Raw genomic sequence first — 24,383 nt, forward strand, 5'->3', positions numbered from 1 at the left:
CGAAGCGTGGACGATCGGCAACCAAGGCGTCAATATGCCGAAACTCAACCGTTACATCTGGCTCGGTTTGAAGGGATGGTCGGCGAATTAGGGGATATACGCCCCATATGGTGACTTGGGAGCGCTCCCATCACATGCACGCACAGTCAGGGCATTTCGGGGTTCACGGGTGCGGGTGAGCCGCGCGGATCACCCCTGAGGCGTGGGGGAACCACGTGGTCCGGTCCGGTCGTCGGCGTCCGGCTCGGCCTCGGTGAACCGCGTGGTCCGATCTGAGCGCCGGTGAACCGGGGGTGCCGCTCTCCGCCGATGGCGGGTGGCCGTCGGACGGCCCTCGGGCCGCTGGAGGACCGCAGAAGGGTATGGCCGGTCACGTCCGGCGGCCCGTCGTGACGGCCGTGGAATATGATCACATCGGTCGTCATGCCTTCGGTCTCCGATTCGCCGCCGACCGTCCGGGCAGCGTCATGACGTGGCTCGGTTGAATGCCTTTCCGGAGGGGTGTGGCGCACTCTCCGATCGGCGTCCCATCCCGGGGCGGCTTCGACGGACATCGTTCACCGGCGATCCGCCGACGGAGACGTCCGTCCGTCGCGCACGCGGAACGTCCCGGCCGAGCGCGACCGTCACCCGCGGCTCACTCCGACCACCGCCCGATCCGTTTCCCCGATCGCGAAGGACACCACGTGTACCGCACCATGCTGCAGAGCAAGATCCACCGTGCCACGGTGACCCAGGCGGACCTGCACTACGTCGGCTCACTCACCCTGGACCGAGACCTGATCGACGCGGCGGACCTCCTGCCGGGCGAGAAGGTGGACGTCGTCGACATCGACAACGGCAACCGCCTCAGCACCTACGTCATCGAGGGGGAACGGGGCAGTGGGATCGTGGGGATCAACGGCGCGGCGGCCAGGCTCATCTCGCCCGGCGACCTGGTGATCATCATCGCCTACCGGCTCGTCACCGACGACGAGGCCCGCGACCTCAAGCCGAAGATCGTGTTCGTCGACCGGGACAACCGTCCCGTCGACGTCGGCTCCGACCCGGCCCGCGTGCCCGACGTGCCCGAGGCGTCCGGGCTGGCCCGCGGGGACGAGCCCGTGGAGGAACCCGCCCGACGGCTGTGACCACGGCCCACGCGCGACAGCGCCCGGGGGCGCCGCTCGGTCGAGCGGCGCCCCCGGGCGCTGTGATCCGGCGGTGCGCCGGACGGCGCGGGTCGCGCGCCGTGCCGGGCGAGGCCGGCGTCGCCGCCGCGGGAGCGGGGCAGGCCGTGGGGGTTCACCGGGTGCGGAGGGGAACGGATCATGCCGTACCCGGTTCATATCAGGTGGAGCACGGTGGGCCGGCCCGTGCGGCACCGGCTACGCCGGGCGGAACACGCGGGTGGCCTGCGGTTCACCGGATGCGACGGGCGGACCGGCTGCGAGCGGTCCGCGCGGCACCGGATGCGCCGGGTGGGGCGATGGCGAACGCGTGGCCCGTGTCATGCGGGCGGGCCGGCGGTTCGTGTCATGCCGGGGGCCGGCGGTGTGTGCACGGCCCGTGTCGCGCCGGGTGGAGCGGACGGGTCATCCGGCGTAGACCGGGTAGCCGTAGCCGACGACCTGGGACTTGGGACGGACGCGCTGCTCGACGCGGCCCTCGCCGGTGTTGCCCTCGATCGTGGTGATCGTGCCGTCGCCGTTGTCCTTCTTCACGAAGCCGACGTGGTCGATCGCGCTGATGTCCTTGCTGCCGTTCCAGTCGAAGTAGACCACGGCGCCGGGCTTGGCGGCCTGGCCCCAGTGCTTGTTGGCCTTGAACCACTTGGCGTGGGTGACGGTGTAGGCGTCCCAGCCCATGGTGGGCCGGATGCCGGCCTGCTCGCCGACCCAGGAGACGAACATCGCGCACCAGGGGGCGTTGGCGTAGGCGCGGACGTTGCCGCCGTCGCGGGCGACGGTCTCACGGGCGCGCTGGGAGGCCATGTACCAGCTGTGGAACTTGGTCCCGCCGCCCTGCGCGTTCTCGCGGACGCCGATCTGCTTGGAGGCCAGCTCCAGGACCTGGCCGGCCGACACCTTGGGCAGCTTCTCCGCCTGGATCTCCAGGGGGGTCTTCGCGACGGGCGCGTTCTTGGCGGTGCTGACGGACTCCGCCGGAGGGGCGGCGACGGGGGAGTGGCTGTCGGCGAGCGCCGCGGGGGCGGTGATGCCGCTCACGACGGCGACGGACACGCCGAGGACCAGCTTGGTGAGGCGGGGGGCGTTGGGGGTGGGGTACTGCTTGGCCATGCGGGGGTTCAGCTCCTTGCTTCGCTTCCATTCCGCCTACCGGGTTAGCTGACGGGTTCGGGCTGGGAAGTGCCCTACAGCGCGTACGAGCGCTGATTCACCCCTGGAACGTGGTTCCCCGGTTCCGCGACGGGTGTCGCGGATTCGGCGGCCGCGCTCACCGGGACGGGATCGTCCGGGCGGAACGCGGTCGGGCAATGTGACGGCAATGCTCAGGCCTCGGAAGACCTAGGCGTTCGTCATGAACAGGACGAAGGTACGTGATTCGGACAGAGGATTACAAACACGACACATTGCCGTCGCTTGGTAGTACGTCCGAAAACGGGGGGTAGAACGGGGCGTCGCCGGGTACGGAGGAGGGGTCCCGAAGGGGCGATCCGGCGTCGGAGTCGTCGTGTCCGGCGGCCCGGGTGGTCAGGGCGTCGTGGCCGGAAACCCCTGCGGCGACGGGGATCCAGGTGTTCCGTGCCCGCCGGACGATCTTCGTGGAAGGGTGTGGGCGACCCTGCCGGGCCGTTTCCGGACACCCCTTCCATGATCGCTGATTGTTCGAACACCATTTCGATGGTAAAAAGTATGGCGATGGTACGTGCCGCACCATGAAACCCATGGGACGGTCATGGCGATCCGCCCTCACCGGAGGGCCGCTCTCGGTCCGGGGGCACCGGGGATGCTCCGCTCTCGGTCCGGGTACCTCCGGACGGGATGCTCCGCTCTCGGCCGAGGGCACCCGGCGGTGCGCTCGCGCCGCCTGGTGCGCCTCAGGTCCCGGCGGCCGACCAGGCGCGGATGAGCGGAAGTAGGATCCGGTCGACCGTCTCCTCGACGAACGTCCGGTCGAGCGGGTCGCCGGTGAAGAACAGGCGATACCACACCGTCGCTTCGGTGATCTTCTTGATCTCCGCCGGATCGACGCGGCCGGACAGCTCGCCGCGCTCCCTGGCGCGGTCGAGCAGCGGCGTGGTCCCGGTGATGTCGGCCCTGGGCACGTGGTCGCGCAGGGCGGCGGCCAGCTCGGGAGAGTTGAGCAGGGCCGGGAAGAGGCCGAAGATCAGGGAGTGCTTCTGTTCCAGGGTCCGGCAGAAACCGGTCACGGCCTCGATCAGGTCACCGCGCATCGTCCCGGTGTCGGGCGGGGCCGGGGCGTCGACCTGCAGGTGGTTGCAGACCAGGTCGACGACCAGGGCCTCCTTGCCCGGCCAGCGACGGTAGATCGTCGCCTTGCTGGCGCTGGCGCGCCTGGCGATCTGGTCGACGGACATCCGGTCGTATCCGACCTCGGACAGCAGCTCCGAGGTCGCGTCGAGGATCGCCCGCTCCCGCAGGGGGTCGAGACGCAAGGTGCCTCCGGTGGATCACGAGTGCTGTCGGGCCACCTCGAATCGTACGCCGGTCAGCTCCTCCGACGTCTCCCACAGCCGCGCGGCCAGGGCCGCGTCCAGCGCCTTCGGCGAGCGGCGCATCTCCTTCAGGCCGGGGCCGACGAATTCGCCGCCCTTCACCTCGGGAGAGGTCGCGGCGTAGAGGGAGGGCACGGCACCCTCGGCGGGTGACCGCATCACCAGGCGCATCAGGACACCGGCGGGGCGGGTGAGGACGCCCAGCTTCGCGATCCCGGTGGCCGTCGCACCCGGATGGCTCGCCAGGCTGAGCAGGTCCACCCCGGCGGCGGTGGCGCGGCGCTGCAGCTCCGTGGCGAACAGCAGGTTGGCCAGCTTGGAACGTCCGTAGGCGGAGAACCGGTTGTACCGGCGCTTCAGCCCCAGGTCGTCGAAGTCGATCGTGCCCAGGGCGTGCGCGTCGCTGGAGACCGTGACCACCCGCGCTCCCGGGCGGGCGAGCAGGCGGGGCAGGAGCAGCCCGGTCAGCGCGAAGTGGCCCAGGTGGTTGGTGCCGAACTGGGCCTCGAACCCGTCGGCGGTGGTCCGCCGGGGGGTCATGCCTATTCCGGCGTTGTTGACCAGCAGGTCCAGTGGCTCCTCGACGGTCGCCGCGAACGCGCGCACCGACCGCAGATCGGCCAGGTCGAGCTCACCGACCTCGACCGTCGCCTCCGGGACCGCCGACCGGATCGCCTGGAGCGCCGCCCGGCCCCGCTGCGGGTCTCGCGCGGTCAGGATGACCCTGGCGCCGTGGCGGGCCAGCTCCAGCGTCGTCGGCAGGCCGATGCCACTGGTGGCGCCGGTGACGACCGCGGTGGAGCCGGTCAGGTCGGGGATGTCGCCGGGGGTCCACATCATGTGCTCCCTGTGGTGTACGAAACGGTTCCGTACACTACGGTAAAGGGCGTCCCAAGAGGACGCAAGCGGGCGTGGTCGGCTGTTCACCCGCAGTTCCCGGGGGCGTAAGCCCGCCGGGTTACGTTGAGGCGGTCGTGAACGGGTCATCGCCCGGCGTGGAAGACGGTCGAGACCACGCGCGGGAGCAGGGTTCGGCCGTCGCATGGGTGGAGTCCCCGCTGCAGATGCTCTGCGCGGTGGAGGCACACCACGCGGGGTTGCTCGGCCCTCGCACCCGTCTCGTGCCCCGGGCCAGGCTGCGCCCGCTGGCCGTGACGGGCCGCGAACTCGACCACCTCGACCTGCCGCCCGGCCTGGAGCTCACCGCCCCCGAGCCGGACGTGCCCCGCCCCCGCCGGGGCGCCACCTGGGCGGTGGGCGACGCCTTCTCCGGCAAGGTCCAGGCGCGCTGGCTGACGGCCTTCCCCGGGCGGACCGTGATCGTCGACGACGGGCTGGCCACCATCAGGCTCCTGGAGTTGCTCACCGCCCCGGCGGGCACGCCTCTGCTGCGGGCCCGGGGGCGATCCGGCCGGCTCAGGACGCTCCTCGGCGTGGCCGCCGGGTTCAGGCTGCGTGCCGCGGCCCGCGCCGGACGACTGTCGATCTTCACGGCGCTGCCCGTCCCCGAGGAACTCGCCCGCGCCGTCCGGGACAGGGGGGCCGAGCTGGTCACCCACGACTTCGCGTGGCTGCGCTCACAACCCCTGCGCGGGCCACGCCCGGCGGAGCGCACCGTCGTGCTCGGCACCTCGCTGGTCCGCAACGGTCTGATCCATCGGGACCACTACTTCACCTGGCTCGCCGGGCTGGGGTCCGCCGGGCCGGTGGCCTACTTCCCGCACCGCCGGGAGGACCCCGACGACCTCGTCCGGGTCGGGGAACAACCCGGGATCACCGTCTACGACGGCGGGATGCCGGCCGAGATGACCCTGCGCGGGCTGGCCGCCGAACAGCGGGTGCTGAGCCTGCCGTCCACCGCGGTCACCTCCCTGCGGGTGCTGCTGTCGGCCCGCGGCGTCGCCGTGGAGACGGTGGACGTGCCGGACGAGTGGTGGACCACCGAGGCGGCGCCTTCGCTCCGCTCCCACCTTTCGATGTTCGCCCATCACGACACTGGAGTTACCGGTTGAAGGTCCTGGCCGTGGCCGACTCTGATTCGTACCTGAAGTGGGCGGCCTGCCTGCTGCGGGACCTGCCTTCCGGTTGCGACACGGAACTGGCGGTGATCCGCACGCCCATCGTCCCGTCGGAGGCCCAGATCCACGCCGCCGTCGCCGGCTCCGCGGCCGACCCGCCGGTGCTCTCGGCCCGCGGGCTGCGCCGGGTCGCCGAACGGTTCCGGCCCGACGCGGTGCTGGTCGCGTGCACCGGGCCCGTGGTGGACGTGCTGGTCGGCGAGGTGCTCTCCGGGCTGCGGCCCAGGCCGGTGTTCGTCTCCGGGCTGCCCGGCATCTCCGTCCCCGCCACCGAGAAGGCGTGGCTGTTCCGCAGCGGATGCGAACTGTTCGTGCTGCACAGCGGGCGGGAGGTCGAGGAGTTCTCCGCGGCGGGCCGGCGGCTGGGCGGCGGCGGAGAGGTCGGGCTGGCCCGGCTGCCGTTCCTGCACACCCGCGACGAGGTCCCCGTCACCGGGCCGCGGAACCGGGTGGTCTTCGCCACCCAGGCCAAGGTGCCCCGCCGCAGGGAGGAGCGGGAGCGGATCCTGCTCACCCTGGCCGAACTGGCCGGCGAGCGGCCCGACCTCGACGTGGTGGTCAAGCTCCGCGCGCTCGACACCGAGCGCCAGACGCACAACGAGCGCTACCACTACCAGCGCCTGTGGCAGCGGCTCGCGGCGGACGGCCGGGTCGATCCCGGCGCCGTGCGCTTCGCGGTGGGGCCGATGCACGAGCATCTGGCGCACGCGGCGGGGTTCGTCACCGTCAGCTCGACCGCCGCCCTGGAGGCCATCGCCCAGCGGGTGCCGCTGCTGGTGCTGTCGGACTTCGGGGTCGGCGCCGAGATGATCAACCTGGTCTTCGAGGGCAGCGGCCTGCTCGGCACGCTGGACGACCTCGCCCGGGGACGGTTCCTCACCCCCGACGAGGCGTGGTGCAAGGCGAACTACTTCCACCCCGACGACGAGAGCGACTGGATCTCGCGGCTGGTCTCCCTCGTCGGGCAGGCCCGTTCGGGACGGCTCGTCCCGGCCCGCTCCCTGCTCGACGGCCCCGAGTTCGCCGCCGCCCGCCGCCGGGCCCGCCTACGCGTGGAGGTGCCGCCGAAGGTGCTACGCGTCGGATACCGGGCCAAGCGCCGGATGCGCCGCTACCTGAAGGTTCTCGGCTGACCCGGACGGTGCGGCCCCGCCGGTCCCCCGGCTGACCCGCACCGTCCGGCGGTCCGGGAGGACAGGGCGTGGGCTGCCTGCCGCGTCCGTCGGACAACGCGCAGCAGCGGGTCGAAGATGCCGGGGCGGGCCCCGCCTGCCGCGTCCGTCAGGACAACGCCCGCGACAGGCGGCGGCGCAGCCTGCCCAGCGGGCTCACCTCCCGGGCGGACGCGGCACCGGCCGGCGTGCCCGGCAGTTCCAGGGCGGCCAGGCGCTGGCGTTTGAAGTAACGGGCCGGGCCGTGCCCGTCCACGTACGCGGCGGCGGTCTCGCGCAGCCGCGGATACACCTGGCTCTGCATGCAGTAGCCGACCGCGCCGACCAGGGCCGCGAGGTCCACCGGCGGGGGATCCTCCAGCGACCCGTCCGCCGAAAGGCGCGGCAGCGTCGCGTCGGTGATCGTGGCCGGGATCCGGTTGCTGTTCTCGTACGGGGTCAGCCGGTCCAGCACCAGTTCGCCGCCCACGGTCGCCACCGGCAGGTCGAAGTACCGCCGGGCGGTCACCAGGGCGGTGGAGAAGCAGCCGACCACCAGCGCGGGCCGCAGCGCCGCGAAGCACGACTCGGCGGGCACCGTCTCGGCCACCACGGTCAGCTCCACCCCCAGCTCGTGCGCCGTCTCACGGAGCTGCTGGGCGTGGCGGCGCCCCGCGGCCGGGTGCGGCTTGAACAGCGCGGCGCCGAACCCCCGGGCGGCCAGGCCGCGCAGCATGCCGGCGTGGAGCTCGGCCTCCTCCTCGGGGGTGACGATGTCGAGCGCCGACAGGTACTGGCCGAGGATCATCGGCTGCCCGGCCGGCAGCCCCCCGGCGTCCACCCCGACCGTGCCGAGCACGTCCAGGAACGCCCGGTCCGGGACGGTCTCGGCGGGCACGCCGTACTCCGACAGCAGCAGCGGCGTCAGGCCGGGCACCAGGTCCAGATGGAGGAGCCGGCCGATCCTGCCGGAGATCTCCGCCGGGAGCGGGTCGCGGGTGGGCCCGTAGCTCATCAGACCGTCGGAGTACACCGAGATCGGACAGTCCTTGACCAGCCCGGCGAGGGTCCTGGCCGGGGGCACCGCGATGGACTCGACGACCAGCTCGCTCGGCCTCTCGTCGAGGGACAGGTACGCGCGCAGCAGCCGGCCGAGCATCGGCACCTCGATGACCCGCGCCTTCCAGTCCGACGGGTGCAGCGGCGCCACGATCTCGTTCCAGGAGCGGACCTCGTCGAAACGCGGACGCAGCGCGGCGAAACCGGGGGTCTCGTCCAGCGACGGGGTGATCTCCGGGATGGCCGCGTTGTTGGAGACGATCAGGATGCGGCGTCCGTCGCGCGGCCCGAAACGGCCCTCGTCGATCGCCGCCGCCAGGGTCATCGCGCCGAACAGGGTCGAGGCGTAGAACAGCTGCGTCATCGGGCCTCCAGAAGTCTCCGCAGGATCTCGTCGCGTTCCGGGTCCAGCCGGGTCTCGGCGAGCACGTCCGCGGGGAGCCGCCGCAGGGCCGCGGCGCCGCGTTCCTCGAACCTGGTGCGCAGCTCGGGGGAGAACCGGTCGCGCAGCTCCAGGTGGTGGGCCAGCAGCGCGCAGAACATGCGCACCGCCTTGGGGGTGAACTCCTCCTCCAGATCGGCGAAGACCAGGTCGAAGGCGTCGAAGAAGTGCAGTTGCCGGGCGTCGCCGATCTGGGTCAGCGAGCCCGCCACCATCCGCCGGTAGAACAGCCCGGCGAGCGAGACGACCGCGAACGACGCCGCCTGACGGTGCAGCCGCCAGATCCACGGCCGGTCCTCGGCGGTGTGCAGGTGTCCGGGGAAGGTCAGCAGGTCGCCGAGGTCGCGGTGGTAGACCCCGGCCCAGGCGTACGGGTAGTCGACCATGGTCTTCGACCGGGCGGGAAGGATGTGGTCGCGCGGTTTCAGCACCGTGTCGCGGATGGCGAGCGGTGCCCGGTGGATCACCCGCCGGCGGCCCTCCGCCTGCACGTGGTCCACCCGGACGAAGTCGCAGCTGAGCCGTTCGATCGCCCCGAGCAGATCGGCGAGGTATCCGGGCGCGAGCCAGTCGTCACCGTCCATGAACGTCAGATAACGGCCGGAGGCCAGCGAGAGCCCGAGGTTGCGGGCGTCGGCGAGCCCGACCGGCGTCTCGTTGCGCAGCACGACGAGACCGGGCAGGTCATCGCGGAAGTCCTCGATGATCTGCCCGGTGGCGTCCACCGATCCGTCGTCCACCACGATGAACTCGAAGTCCCTGCGCGCGTTCCTGACCAGTGACGTCAGCGCGTCGGAGATGTAGAGCTCGGCGTCCCGCACCGGAACGACGACGGACAACTTGATCAAATTTTCCTCACGACAATACGGAAAGACCGGCCAGCGTCACCGCGAAGCGCCCGTGAGGACGCGCCGGCGACTGGACTGAGGAGCGAAGGAGCCGGGTCACAGCGTCCGAACCGCGACGCGCAGCGTCGCCATCGAGCACAGCCATTCACACAGTCACTCGGCGCAGGCGGGACTTGGGGGCCTCCTCGCCGGGGAAGACCCGCTTGACCCCGTCGCCGAGGGCCGTCTCGATGATGCGGATGTCGCGGACCAGGTGTTCCAGGCCGGACGGTTCCAGGGAGGCGGCGTGGTCGGAGCCCCACATGGTGCGGTCGAGCGTGATGTGCCGCTCCACGGTCACCGCGCCGAGGGTCACCGCGGCCAGTGAGATCTGCAGGCCGCGCTCGTGGCCCGAGTAGCCGACCGGCACCCCGTACCGCTCCTGGAGGGTGATGATCGTGCGGAGGTTGGCCTCCTCCGGGGGGAGCGGGTAGGTGGAGGTGGCGTGCATCAGCACGAGCTTGGAGGTGCCGAGGATCTCCACTGCCCGGTCGATCTCCTCCAGGGTCGACATGCCGGTGGACAGGATGATCGGCTTGCCGGTCTCGGCGAGCGCGCGGAGCAGCTCCAGGTCGGTCACGCTGGCGGAGGCGACCTTGTGGGTCACCACGTCCATGGCCTCGAGGAACTCCACCGAGGGCACGTCCCAGGGCGAGGCGAACCAGTGCAGTCCCCGCTCCGCGCAGTACTTGGCGATCTGGGTGTACTCGTCCAGGCCGAACTCGGTCCTGATCTTGTACTCCATGTAGGTCATCTCGCCCCACGGCGTCTGCCGGATCTGGTCGCGCTGCTCCAGCGGCACGCAGATCTCCGGGGTGCGCTTCTGGAACTTGACGGCCTGGCAGCCCGCGTCGGCGGCCACGTCGATCAGCCTGCGCGCGATGTCCAGGTCGCCGTTGTGGTTGATGCCGATCTCGCCGATCACGTACACCGGCTGCCCGGCGCCGACCAGCGTGTCGCCGATCTGGACGGGCTTGGCGACCGGGGTGATCCGCAGCTCGGCGCGGGGGGCGGGCACGGGAGCGGCCTCGTTCACGGGGCGGGCCGCGAGGACGCGGTCGCACAGCTCCCGCACGGCACCCGCCCCGCCGGGCCGGCTGAGCACGGTCCTGGCGGCGGCGCGGACCCTGGGGTGGGCGTCGGGGACGGTGACGGGCCAGCCGACGTCGCTCATCGGGCCCAGGTCGTTGACGTCGTTGCCGACGTAGGCGACGCGGGCCGGGTCGAGCCCCTCGATGGCCAGCCAGTCGCGCAGCACGGTCCGCTTGTCGGTCAGGCCCTGCAGGACGGGCACACCGAGCTTGCGGGCACGGGCGGCGACCACCGGGTTGTGCTCGGTAGACATGATCATCAGCTTGACGCCCGACCGGCGCAGCAGCGCGATGCCCATGCCGTCGGCGCGGCTGACCGCGACCATCTCGCGGCCGTCCTGGTCGACGTAGGCCCGGTCGTCGGTGTGCACCCCGTCGAAGTCGGTGATCACCGCGTCGACGTCGATGGGCTCGGGCTCGTCCACGAACGGTGCCAGGGCCCGGACGATCTGCAGGTCCTCGGGGGTGTCGACCTCGATGGCGTGGCGCGGCGACACCGGCTGCACGGCGACCGCGCCGAAGAAGCGGTGGCCGTGCTCGCGCAGCCCCGCGGCCCGCATGACGTAGAACGCGCCGGTCTCGCGGAAGTGCGGCTCGCGGTCCTGGCGGCGCGGACGGTGGGACGGGTCGTGGTTGACGCCGGCGCCGTCGGCGCTCCACAGGAACTCGTGCGTCTCCAGGCCGGAGAACACCACGTCGGCGCCGCCGTCCATGACCTTGACGATCGCGCCGTCGAGGTCGGCCGGGTCGATGAACGCGCTGGTGCACTGGACGAGGACCACGATGTCCGGCGTGTCGTTCAGGTGGTCGAGCACGTGCAGCACGGCTGATTCGCTGGACGCGGTCGCACCGCTCAGCTCCGCCGGCCGGTCGATCACGGTCGCACCCGCGGCGCGGGCCACCTCGGCGATCTCCGCGTGGTCGGTGCTGACCACGACCTCGTCGATCAGCTCGGCTCGTACGCAGGCCCTCACCGCACGGGCGACCAGGGGACTGCCGCCCACCGCGGCCAGGTTCTTCAGCGGGACGCCCACCGAACCTCCGCGGGCGGGGACAACGGCCAGGACTCGCAAGGTGGCTCCTCAAGACATCTGATGTACGCCCCTGAGCTGGGGTGTCTCTGGAACCTAGCCACGGGGGTGACCGACCAGGGGTGCCTGAGCTGAACGTGCAGAGTCGCCCGTCTGAACTTTCCGTCCTTACGGATCGCCCACTAATGATCCTTCAGGTCCCTTTCAAATGGTTCCCCGGCGAGCCTTTCAGGGGGCGGCGCCGATGGAACCCATGAGCATGGGCAGCGCGCGTTCGAGGCCGCGACGCCAGTAGGGCCAGGTGTGGGTGCCGGGGCCGTAGAGGTCGGCCGTCACCTCGACACCGTTCGCCAGGGCACGCTCGGTGAAGGTGCGGGTCTGGCGGAACAGGGTGGCCTCACCGTCGTCCCGCGCGGCGGCCGGGACGTCCAGCGGGCCGGGGGAGCCGTCGCCGCTGGAGACGAAGAGCCGCACCCCGCGCAGGCTGCCGGTCAGGTCGGCGGGGTTGTGCGCCGCCCAGGCGGGATCCCGGGGGGCGCCCCAGAGCTTGGCGGGACTCTCACCGTGGCGTTCGAGGAGCCGGCTGACGGTCTCGCCGTCGCGGGTGTCCAGCACTCCGGAGAAGGAGGCCGCGGCCTGGAACATGCCCGGGTGACGGGCGGCGTACGACATCGCGCCGAACCCGCCCATGGACAGTCCGGCCACCGCCCGGCGTTCGCCCGCGCCGTACTCGCTCTCCAGGATCTGCCGGATCTCGATCAGGTGGAAGGTCTCCCAGCCCGGCCCGTCACGCCAGTCGGAGTAGAAGCCGACGGCGCCGCCCTCGGGGACGACCACCAGCGCACGGTACCCGGCGGTGAGCCGCGCGGCCTCGCCGTCGGTGATCCAGCTGTCGTACTCGGCCTGGCAGCAGCCGTTGAGCAGGTAGAGCACCGGCCACGGGCCCGAGCCCGGCTTCCAGCCCGCGGGCAGCAGGACCCGGACCATGCCGTCGCGGCCGAGAGCGGCGGAGTCGACGGTGAGCTCGTGGTCGCGCTCACCCAGCCTGTTCACCCGGAAGTCGGGGATCTCCGTCGCCGTCGCCCCGTACCCGCCGGTGTCGTCGGCGGTGAACGGCGTCAGCAACGCCAGCAGTACCGCTGTCACCGCGAGAGCGGACAGCAGCAGGACTCCCAGGCGTACGAGGGTGCGTTTCACAGGACGATTCTCTCCCGTCACAGTGATCACTGGAAGCTCACATGCCGGGAGGGGGCCGAGGCGGACCGCAAGAGATGGGAAACCGATTACCCGTGCGGGGAGGTGCCGTCCGGGCATACCGGGGTACGCCGGTGCCATCGGCTGCCTCGTGGGCGGGCGTCCGGCCGTCTCGCGGCCGGGCAGGACGACGGGGGGAACGGCGATGCGTGGGCTCGTATGGATGAAGGACGGGGGAGCCGAGTACGCGGAGGTGGAGCTCTCCGCCGATCTCGCCGCGGTCGGCGTGGCGATCGGGACGGACCCGGTGCCCTACCGGCTGGAGTACACCCTGCGGACCTTCCCCGGATACATGACCGAGCTGCTCTCCGTACGGGTCCACGGCGCGGGCTGGCAGCGGGCGATCGACCTGCGCCGGTCCGCCCACGGCGCCTGGTCGTGCGAGACCAAGGCCGACGGGCACCTGGAGGGGCCCTTCCCCGGCGGGGACATGGGCGTCCTGAACGACGCCCTCGACTGCGACCTGGAGTTCTCGCCGCTGACGGACACCATGCCGGTGCTCCGCCACGACCTCGCCGCCCGCGAGGGGCGGATGGACTTCGTCATGGCGTTCGTCCAGGTGCCCCACCTGCACGTGGTCCGCCATCCCCGGCGGTACGCCCACCTCGGCCCCAACGCGGTCCGCTTCGAGAGCGAGGGCTCCGCGGCCGACCTCACCCTGGACGACGACGGGATCGTGGTCGACTACCCGGGCCTGGCGAAGCTGGTTCGCATGTGACCGGCGGCCGGCCGCCGGTGGCGGGGCGTTCAGGGGGGACACACACCCAAGTCGGAGCGTTCGCCCGATTTGTCGCAATCCCGGGATGATGGCAGTCTCCTGCCTGGGGTCCCGGAGGGCAGGAGGGCAGGGGATCTCCGGGGGACCCTGGGTCACCCGCCAGGGGGATCCGGTCGGCTTCCCTTCCGGCATACGGTGGTCGCGTGCGCCGCCCGCCGGCCCACGCGACCACGACTCGGGAGGAACACCATGCCCGGTACGGCCCTGCGGCCGAGCGACCCGGCTCGCCTCGGCCCGTACACGCTTGACGCCAGGCTCGGTGAGGGCGGGCAGGGCACGGTCTACCTCGGCCGTGCCCCGGAGGGCGAGCGCGTCGCCGTCAAGATCCTGCACCCGAGGTTCGCCGCCGACCCGGCCGCGCGGCAGCGCTTCGAACGGGAGATCGCCGTCGCCCGGCAGATCGCCGAGTTCTGCACCGCCCGGGTGCTCGACGCGGGGGAGAGCGGCGGCCACCTCTACGTGGTCAGCGAGTTCATCGACGGGCCGTCGTTGCAGCAGGCCGTCGAGACCGAGGGGCCGCGCGACGGGACCACCCTGCAACGCATCGCGATCAGCACGGTCACCGCGCTCGTCGCGATCCACCAGGCCGGCATCGTGCACCGCGATTTCAAGCCGGCCAACGTGCTGCTCGGCTCCGGCGGGCCGCGCGTGATCGACTTCGGCATCTCCAAGGACCTGGACGCCGCGACCGCCAACACCAGCGCCATCGTCGGGACACCGACCTACATGTCGCCCGAGCAGATCCACGGCGAGCCCGCCGCCGCCCCCTCCGACATCTTCAGCTGGGCCGTGACGATGGTGTTCGCCGCCACCGGCAGGCCCGCGTTCGGCGACGACACCATCCCGGCGGTGCTGAACCGCGTCCTCACCGCCGAGCCCGACCTGTCGGGGGTGCCGGCGAGCCTCGTGCCGCTGTTGCGCGACTGCCTCGCCAAGGACGCCGCCGCCCGGCCGACGGCGTCCGAACTGATGTTCCGGCTGATCGGTCAGTCCGCCCCCTCCGTTCCCAGCCCCTTCCACCAGCCCGGGACCGGGCGGGCACCCGAGAGGGTATGGGCACCCGACGCCGGGCGGCCCCGCGACTCCGGGCCCGCGTATCCCGCCCTCCCGCACGCCGCGGCGTCCGCCGGGACCCCGTCGTCCCCGGCGCCTCCGTCCGCGCCGGACACCGCGACCTGGTACGGGCAGCGCAGCCACGCCGCCGCCCCGGGCCTCCCATCCGGTCCGGCGGGTCACCACGTCCCGGGCCTCCCGTCCGGTCCGGCGGGTCACGGATCCCCGGCCTTCCCCACAGGTCCGGCGGCCTCCACCTTCCCGCCCGTCCCGGGGACCTCCACCTTCCCCAGGGGCGCCGACCCGGGAGGGACGGATCCGAGGGGGAGCGGCATGCCGGGCTTCTCACCGGGGCCGGACGACTCCACCTTCCCGGCCGGGCGACGGCCCCATGACACGGCTGTGACCGCGCGGGGCGGGGGCAGGACGCGTGCGTGGTGGATCGGGGCCGCCGCGGCGGTCTCCGCCGTCACGGTCGCCGCCGGCGCCTTCGCGTTCTCGCCGTTGCTGGCCGGTACGGAAGGGCCCCCGCCCGCCGCGCTGACCGGCACCCCGGACGCCGGCGACCCCCCGGGGACCGGTGCCTCACAGGCGTCCGGCGACTCCCCGGCGTCCGGCGACTCCCCGTCCCCGGACGAGTCGCCGACCCCGGGAAACACCACCCCACCCACCCCGGCCGCCACGCCCACAGCCGTCACCGGAGACTGGAAGAGCGCGCCGGTCGGCGATCCACTGCGCGGACACCGCGACGAGGTGGCGGCGGTGAAGGTCGCCCAGGTCGACGGGCGGTCCGTCATCGTCTCGGGCGCCTACGACCGCACCGTCCGGCTGTGGGACCTGGAGAGCGGGAAGCCGCTGGCCACGCTCACCGGTCACACCAACTGGGTCCGCTCGATCGCGGTCACCGAGCTGAACGGCGTCGCGATCGCGATCTCCGGCGGCGACGACGGGACCATACGCGTGTGGGACCTCGCCGCCCGCAAGGCCGTGGGCGATCCCATCCGTACCGGCGCCGGGGTCTTCTCGCTCGACGTGGCCGTCCTCGACGGCGAGCCCGTCGTGGCGACCGGCGGGGACGACGGGTACGTGCGCGTGTGGAACCTGAGGACCGGTAAAGCCGTCGGCAAGGCCCGCAAGGTCTCCGCCGGAGCGGTGTTCGGGCTGGCCACCGCCGTCCACGACGGCGAGCCGGTCGCCTTCACCGGCGGGCAGGACGGCATCGTGTACCGTCAGCCGCTGCGCGTGGGCGCCGAGGGCGAGATGATCCGCAACCAGACCGGCTACATCTCCGCCGTGACCACGGCCGAGCTGGACGGCAGGCTCGTGGTGCTGTCCGCCGGAGGCGAGCAGGAGATCTACATCGACGAGGCCAAGGGGGGCAACGAGGCCCGCCCGCCGATCCGCGACCACAGCAGCTGGATCTACTCCCTGGCCGTGGGCCGGGTGGGGTCGCTGACGGTCGTCGTCTCGGGCAGCAACGACTCCGACGCCCGGGTGTACGACCTCGACACCGGCAAGCCGACGGGGAAGCCGTTCAAGGGGCACGACCACAACGTCTTCGCGACCGCGGTGGCCGAGCGCGGGGGGCGTCCCGTCGCGATCACCGGTGGTGGCGACGACACCGTCCGGATCTGGCGCCTGGGCTGATCCGGGGCCGGCCCGTAGGGCGGGAGCACGGGGCACGGTGGCCGGCCCACGGGCACGGTGACCGGCCCGCCGACCGGCAGGACCGGTGCGACCGGCTCAAGGGCCGGTACGGGGACCGGCATGGTGATCGGCACGGTGATCGGTGCGCCGGACCGGCGCGGTCGGGTGACCGCGCCGGTCGGCGGGGTCGGCGGGATCAGCGCCAGGTGTCGTCACGGGTGGTGGTGCCGCCGGAGGGGGTGGTGAAGGAGCGGTTGGGGTCGCTCTCCCAGGTCACCGAACCGTCCGGGTTCTTCTTGATGTACTTGTACTCGATCCTGGTGTTCGCCGGGAGAGCGGCCGTGGCCTTCCAGACCGGGTAGCCGGTCGACGACAGCGCCACCGCCTTGGCCGGGTCCCAGCCGCCCAGTTCGGCGACGTTGCCCACGACGAAGACGTTCTGGCCGTAGTAGGTCGTCACAGTGGCGTTGAAGGAGGTGGCGACCTTGCCCGGGTTCACCGTCGGGGTGGGGCCGGGCCCGGCCCCGGTGTGGATGGCGATCGCGCCTCTGGCGGGGACGGTCACCGACGCCGAGCCGTTCGCGCCGACGGTCACCGAACCGCCGCCGGCGACGTTGGCGTAGGTTCCGGCGGGCAGGCCGGTGGCGAAGGTGCGGGTGACGCTGCCGCCCTCATTGTTGATCGCGACCCAGCCCTTGCCGCCGCGACTGAAGGCGATCAGGTTGTTGCCGTTGTCGTACCAGTTGCCGACCGGGGTGCCCGCGACGGCGCGGTTGAAGCCGACCATGCCGGTCATCTGCCGGTGGAAGCAGGTCCACCGGCCGTTGCCGCAGTCGGCGTCGGTGACGAAGCCGCCCCCTGCGGACGGCGGGCCGGCCTCCTTGTCGTTCCAGGTGAACCCGGAGTAGACCCGCGGGGTGCCGTACGGCCAGGCGAGCATGAAGACGTTGGCCAGTCTGTAGGCGTCGCCGTACTTGTAGTTGAGCGTGGAGCCGTTGCGCTCGGTGTCGTGGTTGTCGACGAAGACGACGGCCTTGTCACTGGGCACCGACAGGCCCCAGCTCTGGCCGAAGCTCGAAAGCCACTTGATCTGGCCGGTGAACTGCTCCTTCAGCTTGCGTCCGTACACGAACTCGTGCACGTCGCCGACGCCGGTGTACTGGCCGGGCTGGACCGCCTCGTCCTTGCCCTGGATGACCTCCTGGTGGATGTACGGCGAGCCCTTCAGCTTCGACCTGATCGCCGCCAGGTCACCGGGGTGGATGTGCTTGGCGGCGTCGACGCGGAAGCCGTCCACGCCGAGGTCGGTCAGCCTGTTGAGGTATCCGGCGATCTGGTCGCGGACGTACTCGGAGCCGGTGTTGAGGTCGGACAGGCCGAGCAGTTCGCAGTTCTGCACCCGCCAGCCGTCGTTGACGTAGTCGGAGTCGTTGATCGTGCAGGTGGGGGAGTGGAAGTCGCCGGAGGAGTAGAGCCCGGGGTAGTCGTACTTGCCGAAGGTGTAGCCGCCGTAGCTGGTGCTGCCCTGCCCGGTCATGTGGTTGATGACCGCGTCGACGTGCACCTTGACGCCCGCGTCGTGGCAGGCCTTCACCATGTTCCTGAAGGCGTTCTCGTCGCCGAACTTGCTGGTGAGGGTGTAGCGGGCGGGCTGGTAGACGTCCCACCAGACCGAGCCGCCCTTGGACATCGAGTCGGTCGGCGGGGAGACCTGGACCGCGCCGTACCCGGCCGGGCCGAGCACGTCGGTGCACTCCCTGGCGACGGAGTTCCAGTTCCAGTTCCACAGCTTGACGATCGGGCCGGGGTGGGGCGGCGCGGCCTGGGCGGGGGTGCCCAGCACGGCGGGTACGGCGACGGCGGCACCCGCCAGGGTGCTCAACACCGTCGCGACGATGAGTTTGTAGGGTCTCATGGGTGGGGGCCTCCAGGATCGATGGACGGGTTCCCTGGTCGGGCCGGGTGCTGCAACACCCGGCCCGACGGCATGCGAAAGGTCTTGCCCGGGACCGCTCGCGGCCTCCCGCGCGGGCCCCGTGGACCGCACGCGACGGGCCGACCGGACGGGCCGACCGGGCGGACCTTCAGATGGGCCGACCGGACGGCGCCGCTGGAGGGTGCCGCCGGACGGGCCCGTGTCTAGGGCTGGACGAACACGGCGACCGTGCGGGCGGGGACCGTCAGGGTGCCGGTCGCGGGGTCGAAGGTCGACTGTTTCACGACCGCGTCGTCGCCGGTCGCCTGGACGGGATGGAGTGCCGCCCGGGTTCCCTTCAGCGCGGCGACGGTCTGCCGCTGAGCCTCGGGGGTCGCGTTGAGGACGACGGTGACCGACTTCCAGCGGGGGTCGATGCCCGAGGAGTCCAGGTGCATGGTGACGACACCGGGGGTCTCCGCGGCGCCGGCGGCCGGGAAGGTCAGGCGCTTCTGCACCTCGGTGAGGGAGCCGAGGCCGAAGACCGGTGAGGAGGAGCGGATCGCGAGCAGTTCGCCGAAGCGGGCCCGCGCGGCGCCGATCGCCGCGCAGTCCGGCCGCAGCGCCGGGTCGGCGAGCAGCGGCCTGGCGTACGGCCACTTGTCCTCGTTGTCGGCCTTGGGGGGAAGCCCGGCGCCGAAGCCGTTGCCCGCCGAGCAGTCCCACAACAGCCGGTTGAACCAGTCCCCGGAGTCGTAGGAGTTGCGGTCGAGCGACTTGGAGCGCAGCCGCTCGCTGCCGGCGTGCACGAACGAGGTGCCCTGCGCCAGCACGGCCGTGGCCAGCGAGAGCGACTGCATGCGTACCCGGTCGGCCATGGTCGTGGCCTGCGGCAGCTTGTAGGCCAGCGCGTCGAACAGTGTCTCGTTGTCGTGGGCGTCGACGTAGGTGACGACCTCGCCGGGTGCGGCGGCGTACCCGGCGGGCGAGCCGTTGTAGCTCACCTCCGAGCCCTTGACCCGTCTGCCGTCGGAGGCGGTGAAGGTGTAGTCGCGGAGGTTGCCGGCGAGCCCCAGCTTGATCAGGTCCTGGTAGCCGAGCAGGCGGGCCCGCTGCTCCTCGGCCGTGCCGTTGGCCGGCGACCCGTTGGGCGCCCCGGCCAGCCCGGAGCCGAAGCCCTGGATGCGGGGGTCGGCGTCGAACGGGCTGCCGCCGCGCACCGCGTCGCGCAGCCGGTCGCTGAAGGTGCCGATCCCGGTGCCGGCCATGTTGGCCTGGGTGGCCTGCTCGAAGCGGGCGCCGTCGGCGACCTCGCCGAAGTTCCAGCCCTCCCCGTACAGGATGATCGACTTTCCGTCGACGCCGTCCCGGGCGGGGGTGAGGGCGTCGAGGGCCTGGCGGACCGCGAGCATGTTGGCCTTGGGGTGGTGGCCCATCAGGTCGAACCGGAAGCCGTCGATCCTGTACTGCTTCGCCCAGGTGACGACGGAGTCGACGACGAGCCGGCCCATCATCGCGTGCTCGGGCGCGGTGTTGGCGCAGCAGGTGGAGGTGGCCACGGCGCCGTCGTCGAGCAGCCGGTGATAGTAGCCGGGCACGATCCGGTCGAGCACCGAGGTCGGGTCCTGCCCGGCGGCGTGGGTGTGGTTGTAGACCACGTCCATCACCACCCGCAGCCCGGCCCCGTTCAGCGCGCCGACCATGCCGCGGAACTCCCTGATCCGGGCGGAGCCCTCCGGGTCGGAGGCGTAGGAGCCCTCGGGCACGGTGTAGTGCAGCGGGTCGTAGCCCCAGTTGAAGGAGTCGCGGGCGGCGGTCCGCGCCACGCACTCCTGCTGCCGCTCGGAGTCGGCGGGCATCGAGGCCAGGTCGCAGCCGGGTTCGGCGCGGTCCTCCCTGCGCTCGGGGACGGTCGCGATGTCGAAGACGGGCAGCAGGTGCACGTGGGTCAGCCCGTCCCGGGCGAGCGCGCGCAGCTCCTTCATCCCCGCGGAGTCGCCGGTGAACGCCGCGTACGTGCCGCGCCGTCCGGCCGGGACGGTCGCGTCGGAGGCGGAGAAGTCGCGCACGTGCAGTTCGTAGACCGACGCCTTCTCCTGGGGGACCGCCCGGGGCTTGGCCTGCGACGACCAGCCGTCCGGCCGCAGTTCCCGGTCGGACAGGTCGACCAGGTGGCTGCGGCCCGAGCCGGCGGCCAGCGACAGGCTGTAGGGGTCGGTCACCTCGTTGGTGACGATCTCGCCCGCGGCGGGGGAGTAGACCGTCACCAGGTAGGTGTAGTAACGCCCCTTCCAGTCCGGCCGGCCGCGTACCGACCAGACGCCGGTCTCGTCGTCGCGCCGCATCGCGTGGACGGTGCGGTTCCCGCCGGACGGGTCGCGGTAGAGCGCCAGCTCCACCGTGCGCGCGGTCGGCGCCCAGAGCGACAGCCGGGGGCCGCCGTGCCAGGACGGGCCGAGCTCGGCGGTCACCGCCCCGGCGTGGACGTCGTCGAGCACGCCGGGCGACTGCACGCCGGTCGCGGTGAGCAGCGTCCCGGAGGCGTCGCGCTCGACGGCCACGATCTGGCCGCGCAGCGCCTCGCGGACGAGGCGGGTGTCGCGCGGGTCGACGGTGAACGCGGCGTGCCCGGCCAGGTGCGGCCACTTCGCCTTCTGCGCCGCGGTGAGCTCGCCGGGCAGCAGGCGGATGACCTTGAAGGTGCCGGTCAGGTCGCCGCGGGCGTAGGCGATGTCACCCTTGGCGGAGAAGGCCAGCGAGTACGCCCGCGAGGGGGACGTCTCGACCTTCCAGGCGACCGTGGCGCGGTCGATCCAGTGCGCGGCGGACTTCGACAGGTCGGCGTCCGCGCCGCGTGCCGCGGGCTGGGGCAGCAGGTGGCCCGCGGTGGCCGCGATCCGCCAGATCTCGTGACCCGCGGTCGTCAGGTCGAGCGCCTGGTCGTCGGGCAGGTCCTTCTCGTCGCCCCGGTGGATGATGTAGCTCACGGTCTTGGCGTCCTCCTTCAGGGGGACGCGGAAGTACGCCCCGAAGGCGTCCTCGCCCGCGGGCCGGAGCGGGGTGGCCCATTCCGTCGGCTGGGCCACGTCGCCCCACAGGTGCAGTCCCCAGCCGTCGTAGTTCCCGTCCGGGCGGTGGTAACGCACGATCGCCACGTTCTCGGCCGCGGCCCGGGTCGGGTGGACCTTCGCCGCGCCCGAGACGACGTGCGCCTCCGGCTGGAAGGCGGGGGTGAAGGACTGGTCAGGGCCCGGGTCCTTGGTGTCGCCCTTGTGGACGATGAGGTTCACCGGCACCGAGGCGTTCTTCAGCGGGACCTTCCAGAACGCGCCGGCGGCGTCGACGCCGTCCGGCGGTCGCGGCGTGGCCCACTCGGTGGGCACCCCGTCGGCGAGCCCGTCGCCCCACAGGTGCAGCCCCCAGCCGTCGTACGCCTTGTCCGGGCGGCTGTAGCGGACGGTCGCGTAGCCCTGGGCGGCGGCCCGGGAGGCGTGGGTCGTCGCGCCGCCCTCGGCCAGCCAGACCTCGCCGGTCCTGGTGGGGTTGACGATCCGCTCGCCGCCGTCCTTCTCGTCGCCCTTGTGGGCGATGATCCTGACGTCGGCCGCGCCGGGCTTGAGCTTGATCCACGCGAACCGGCCGTAGGCGTCCTCCCCGGTGAGGGGGAGGGGCTTGTCCCATTCGGTGGGGTTCTCCACGTCGCCCCAGACGTGCAGTCCCCAGCCGGCGTAGTCGTCACGCTGGTAGTGCACGACCAGCCAGTCGCGTTTGACGGCACCGGGCTCCTCGGGGGCGGGGTCGGCTCCGACGGTCGCGGTGGCGGTCGCCGAGGCGAGGCGTCCGGCGGAGTCCTTCACCACCGCCTTGTAGGTGATCTTCGTGCCGGCGGGGACGCCCCGTAGGTCGTGGAAGACCCGGAACACCCGGGAGCCCGGGGAGTCGCCGTCCTGGCCGGCGACGGTGGGTGCGTCGTCGGTGCCGAGCACCTTCCACCGCCCGTCACCGGTCCGGGCGGCGAAGGTCACCTGGTCGAAACCGGTGCCGGGCACGGTCGCAGTGACCGGGATCCGGCGGTCCTCCTCGGTGCCCCTGATCTCGGCTCCGGGCAGCGCGACCGAGACGGCCGGGGCCGCCGCCGGGGCGGCGAGCTTCGCCGACGCCCGGTAGACCACCGCCGACAGGGCGGGGACGGTCACGGCCAGTTTCGCGTCGGCTCCGGTCGTCGCGGACGCGGCGGCCTCGCCGTACACCCTCGTGAAGGCGGTGCCCGCCGAGAACGTCGGCACGCTCACGGTCTCCGCCCGCTCGGCGTTGTTGACCGCCACGACGTACTCGACCTGCTCGGCGGCGCCGATCCTGGAGAAGGCGTAGACGCCGCCCCGCGCCAGCCGTTCGATCTGCGCGCCGTCGGCCAGGGCCGGGTGGGCGTCGCGGAGTCTCGCCAGTGCCGCGATGCCCTGGTAGATCGGGTGGCCGGGGACGAAGTTGTCCTGGGCATGGGTGGCGGTGGTGCCGATCAGATCGTCGCTCAGGTAGCTGTCGGTCCTGGAGGCGAACATCGGCGCGCGGGCGTCCTGGTCGCCGCCCTTCCCGGTGTAGCCCTGCTCGTCTCCGTAGTAGACGACGGGCTGGCCGCGGCTGAGGAACATGAGCTCGTGCGCGAGCAGGTCCCTGCGCAGCAGTTCGGCGTCGGGGGCGCCGGGGTTGTCCTGGGCGATGAAGCGGCCGATCCGGCCCATGTCGTGGTTGCCGAGGAAGGTCGGCAGTGACGAGGCGTTGCCGTCGGCGTCGGTGTGGTGGTCGTCCCCGGCGAACAGCCGGGCCAGCCGGTCCGCGGCCGCCGTGCCGCCGCTGAAGGAGCGGGCGGCCTCCTGGAAGGGGAAGTCGAGGGTGGCGTCCATCCCGCCGCGGGTGGAGTAGCGGCTGGTGAACGCGGGGTCGCCGGAGTAGACCTCACCGAACATGAAGAACCGCTTGTTGCCGAGTCCGGCCGCGTATCCGCGCAGGGCGGGGGAGAACCTCTCCCAGAACTCCATGTTGACGTGCTTGGCGGTGTCGATCCGGAAACCGTCGATCCCCGTGTCGCGGACCCACGTCCGGTAGATGTCGATCATGCCCTTGACGACCTCGGGCCGTTCGGTCCACAGGTCGTCGAGGCCGAAGAAGTCACCGTACTGGTCGTTCTCCCCGCTGAAGGTGGAGTCGCCCCGGTTGTGGTACATCGTGGGGTCGTTCAGCCAGGAGGGGGTCTTGACGTTCCCGGACGTCACCGGCGTGTAGGGGAAGGAACCGGTGCCGACCTTCGGAAAGGTCTCCCCGCCCGCGTGGTCGCGGTCGTCGAACGGCACGCCGCGGACGTCCACGTACGGGTAGGCGCCCTTGGACCGGTAGGAGCGGCCCTGCTCCCGGTAGCCGATGACGTCGGCGGTGTGGTTGGTGATGACGTCGAAGAAGACCTTCATCCCCCGCCGGTGCGCCTCGCGCACGAGCTTCCTCATCTCGGCGTTCGTGCCGAGGTGCGGGTCGATCCTGGTGAAGTCGGTGATCCAGTAGCCGTGGTATCCGGCCGAGGCGTTCGCGCCGGTGCCCTGCACCGGACGGTTCTCGAACGCGGGCGTGATCCAGATCGCGGTGCTGCCCAGGTTCTTGACGTAGTCGAGCTTCCCGATCAGGCCGGCCAGGTCACCGCCCTGGTAGAAGCCCTTGTGGGTGGGGTCGAAGCCGGTGGTGAGCCGGTCGCCGGACAGGCCGCCCCGGTCGTTGCCGGGGTCGCCGTTGGCGAACCGGTCGGTCATGGCGAAGTAGAAGCGCTCGCGGCTCAGGGCGGTGCGGAGCGCGTCGCGGGCCAGGTCGCGATCGGACGGCTCAGCCGAACGGCTCAGCGGGGAGACGACGGGTCCGGCCGAGCGGTTCGGCGGGGAGACGACGGGTCCGGCCACCGGTAACAGTGGGCCGTCGTTCTGTGACACGGGTAACGGGGCGGCGGGGGATCCGGAGGCGAGGGCGGCGGTGGGGAGGGGGGTGGCGGCGAGGATGGTCGCGGACAGGGTCGTCACGAGGGCGACGCCCGGCAGGAGGGACGATCTCGCACGCCGTGGGGGGAGTGGCCAGACCACTGGGGGGCCTCCACGGAGGGTTGTTTCGGGGGCGTTGCCCGGAAGTTACTCACTGGACATCCTCTATGCAATGCCTTGCCGCAACTTTCTGAATCACTGCTGTTCCGGTACGTCCGCAAAGGGTGTCGGCGTGCGACCGAACGTGGGCGGAGGTGGCCGTATATCGCGTGGCCTGCGATGACTTCGGAGGGTGTGCTGCACG

The 24,383-nt window shown here is 72.0% G+C and carries 14 protein-coding genes and 1 riboswitch; of the genes, 5 read left to right on the forward strand and 9 right to left on the reverse strand.

The genetic code is table 11. The features are described from left to right. The first annotated feature begins 686 nt into the window (after positions 1–686). On the forward strand, positions 687–1,130 hold the full coding sequence (gene panD / locus F4562_RS29520) for an aspartate 1-decarboxylase (RefSeq protein WP_184539682.1): 444 nt from the start codon (positions 687–689) through the stop codon (positions 1,128–1,130). Positions 1,131–1,574: 444 nt separating this feature from the next. On the opposite strand, the gene F4562_RS29525 is transcribed toward panD, so the two are convergent. The 3 genes from F4562_RS29525 to F4562_RS29535 form a co-directional block, all read right to left on the reverse strand. Further along, positions 1,575–2,279 (reverse strand): CHAP domain-containing protein, encoded by a 705-nt coding sequence (locus tag F4562_RS29525; protein WP_184539684.1) that lies wholly within the window; start codon positions 2,277–2,279, stop codon positions 1,575–1,577. Between the two features lie 18 nt (positions 2,280–2,297). Then, a riboswitch (cyclic di-AMP (ydaO/yuaA leader) is annotated at positions 2,298–2,439 on the reverse strand. A gap of 601 nt (positions 2,440–3,040) precedes the next feature. After that, positions 3,041–3,619: a TetR/AcrR family transcriptional regulator gene (locus F4562_RS29530; RefSeq protein ID WP_184539686.1), complete on the reverse strand. Its 579-nt coding sequence runs from the start codon at positions 3,617–3,619 to the stop codon at positions 3,041–3,043. Positions 3,620–3,634: 15 nt separating this feature from the next. Beyond that, positions 3,635–4,519, reverse strand: a complete 885-nt coding sequence (locus tag F4562_RS29535; protein ID WP_311733875.1) for an oxidoreductase — start codon at positions 4,517–4,519, stop codon at positions 3,635–3,637. A gap of 155 nt (positions 4,520–4,674) precedes the next feature. Between F4562_RS29535 and F4562_RS29540 the strand changes: the two genes are divergently transcribed. Beyond that, positions 4,675–5,691 carry a hypothetical protein gene (locus F4562_RS29540; protein WP_311733876.1) on the forward strand — a complete coding sequence of 339 codons (1,017 nt, stop codon included), beginning with the start codon at positions 4,675–4,677 and terminating at the stop codon, positions 5,689–5,691. Positions 5,692–5,702: 11 nt separating this feature from the next. After that, positions 5,703–6,890 (forward strand): DUF6716 putative glycosyltransferase, encoded by a 1,188-nt coding sequence (locus F4562_RS29545; RefSeq protein WP_311733877.1) that lies wholly within the window; start codon positions 5,703–5,705, stop codon positions 6,888–6,890. Between the two features lie 148 nt (positions 6,891–7,038). Here F4562_RS29545 and F4562_RS29550 read toward each other — a convergent pair whose 3' ends face one another. The 4 genes from F4562_RS29550 to F4562_RS29565 form a co-directional block, all read right to left on the reverse strand. Continuing rightward, positions 7,039–8,331: an alpha-2,8-polysialyltransferase family protein gene (locus F4562_RS29550; RefSeq protein ID WP_184539692.1), complete on the reverse strand. Its 1,293-nt coding sequence runs from the start codon at positions 8,329–8,331 to the stop codon at positions 7,039–7,041. After that, on the reverse strand, positions 8,328–9,257 hold the full coding sequence (locus F4562_RS29555) for a glycosyltransferase family 2 protein (protein WP_184539694.1): 930 nt from the start codon (positions 9,255–9,257) through the stop codon (positions 8,328–8,330). Before F4562_RS29555 ends, F4562_RS29550 begins: the two co-directional genes overlap by 4 nt. A gap of 145 nt (positions 9,258–9,402) precedes the next feature. After that, positions 9,403–11,460 (reverse strand): N-acetylneuraminate synthase family protein, encoded by a 2,058-nt coding sequence (locus F4562_RS29560; RefSeq protein WP_184539696.1) that lies wholly within the window; start codon positions 11,458–11,460, stop codon positions 9,403–9,405. 186 nt (positions 11,461–11,646) lie between these two features. Then, positions 11,647–12,615, reverse strand: a complete 969-nt coding sequence (locus F4562_RS29565; protein WP_184539699.1) for an alpha/beta hydrolase — start codon at positions 12,613–12,615, stop codon at positions 11,647–11,649. A gap of 202 nt (positions 12,616–12,817) precedes the next feature. On the opposite strand from F4562_RS29565, the gene F4562_RS29570 reads away from it, so the two are divergent. Both F4562_RS29570 and F4562_RS29575 read left to right on the forward strand, forming a co-directional pair. Beyond that, on the forward strand, positions 12,818–13,390 hold the full coding sequence (locus tag F4562_RS29570; RefSeq protein ID WP_184539701.1) for a putative glycolipid-binding domain-containing protein: 573 nt from the start codon (positions 12,818–12,820) through the stop codon (positions 13,388–13,390). 249 nt (positions 13,391–13,639) lie between these two features. Beyond that, positions 13,640–16,150: a serine/threonine-protein kinase gene (locus tag F4562_RS29575; protein ID WP_184539703.1), complete on the forward strand. Its 2,511-nt coding sequence runs from the start codon at positions 13,640–13,642 to the stop codon at positions 16,148–16,150. 196 nt (positions 16,151–16,346) lie between these two features. On the opposite strand, the gene F4562_RS29580 is transcribed toward F4562_RS29575, so the two are convergent. Both F4562_RS29580 and pulA read right to left on the reverse strand, forming a co-directional pair. Then, complete coding sequence (locus F4562_RS29580; RefSeq protein WP_184539705.1) at positions 16,347–18,065, reverse strand: carbohydrate-binding module family 20 domain-containing protein; 1,719 nt, start codon at positions 18,063–18,065, stop codon at positions 16,347–16,349. A 224-nt stretch (positions 18,066–18,289) separates the two neighbouring features. After that, positions 18,290–24,121 carry a pullulanase-type alpha-1,6-glucosidase gene (pulA, locus tag F4562_RS29585; RefSeq protein ID WP_311733878.1) on the reverse strand — a complete coding sequence of 1,944 codons (5,832 nt, stop codon included), beginning with the start codon at positions 24,119–24,121 and terminating at the stop codon, positions 18,290–18,292. Between the last annotated feature and the right edge of the window lie 262 nt (positions 24,122–24,383).

It is taken from the genome of Streptosporangium becharense (genome assembly GCF_014204985.1).
GTDB classification, from domain to species: Bacteria; Actinomycetota; Actinomycetes; order Streptosporangiales; family Streptosporangiaceae; genus Streptosporangium; species Streptosporangium becharense.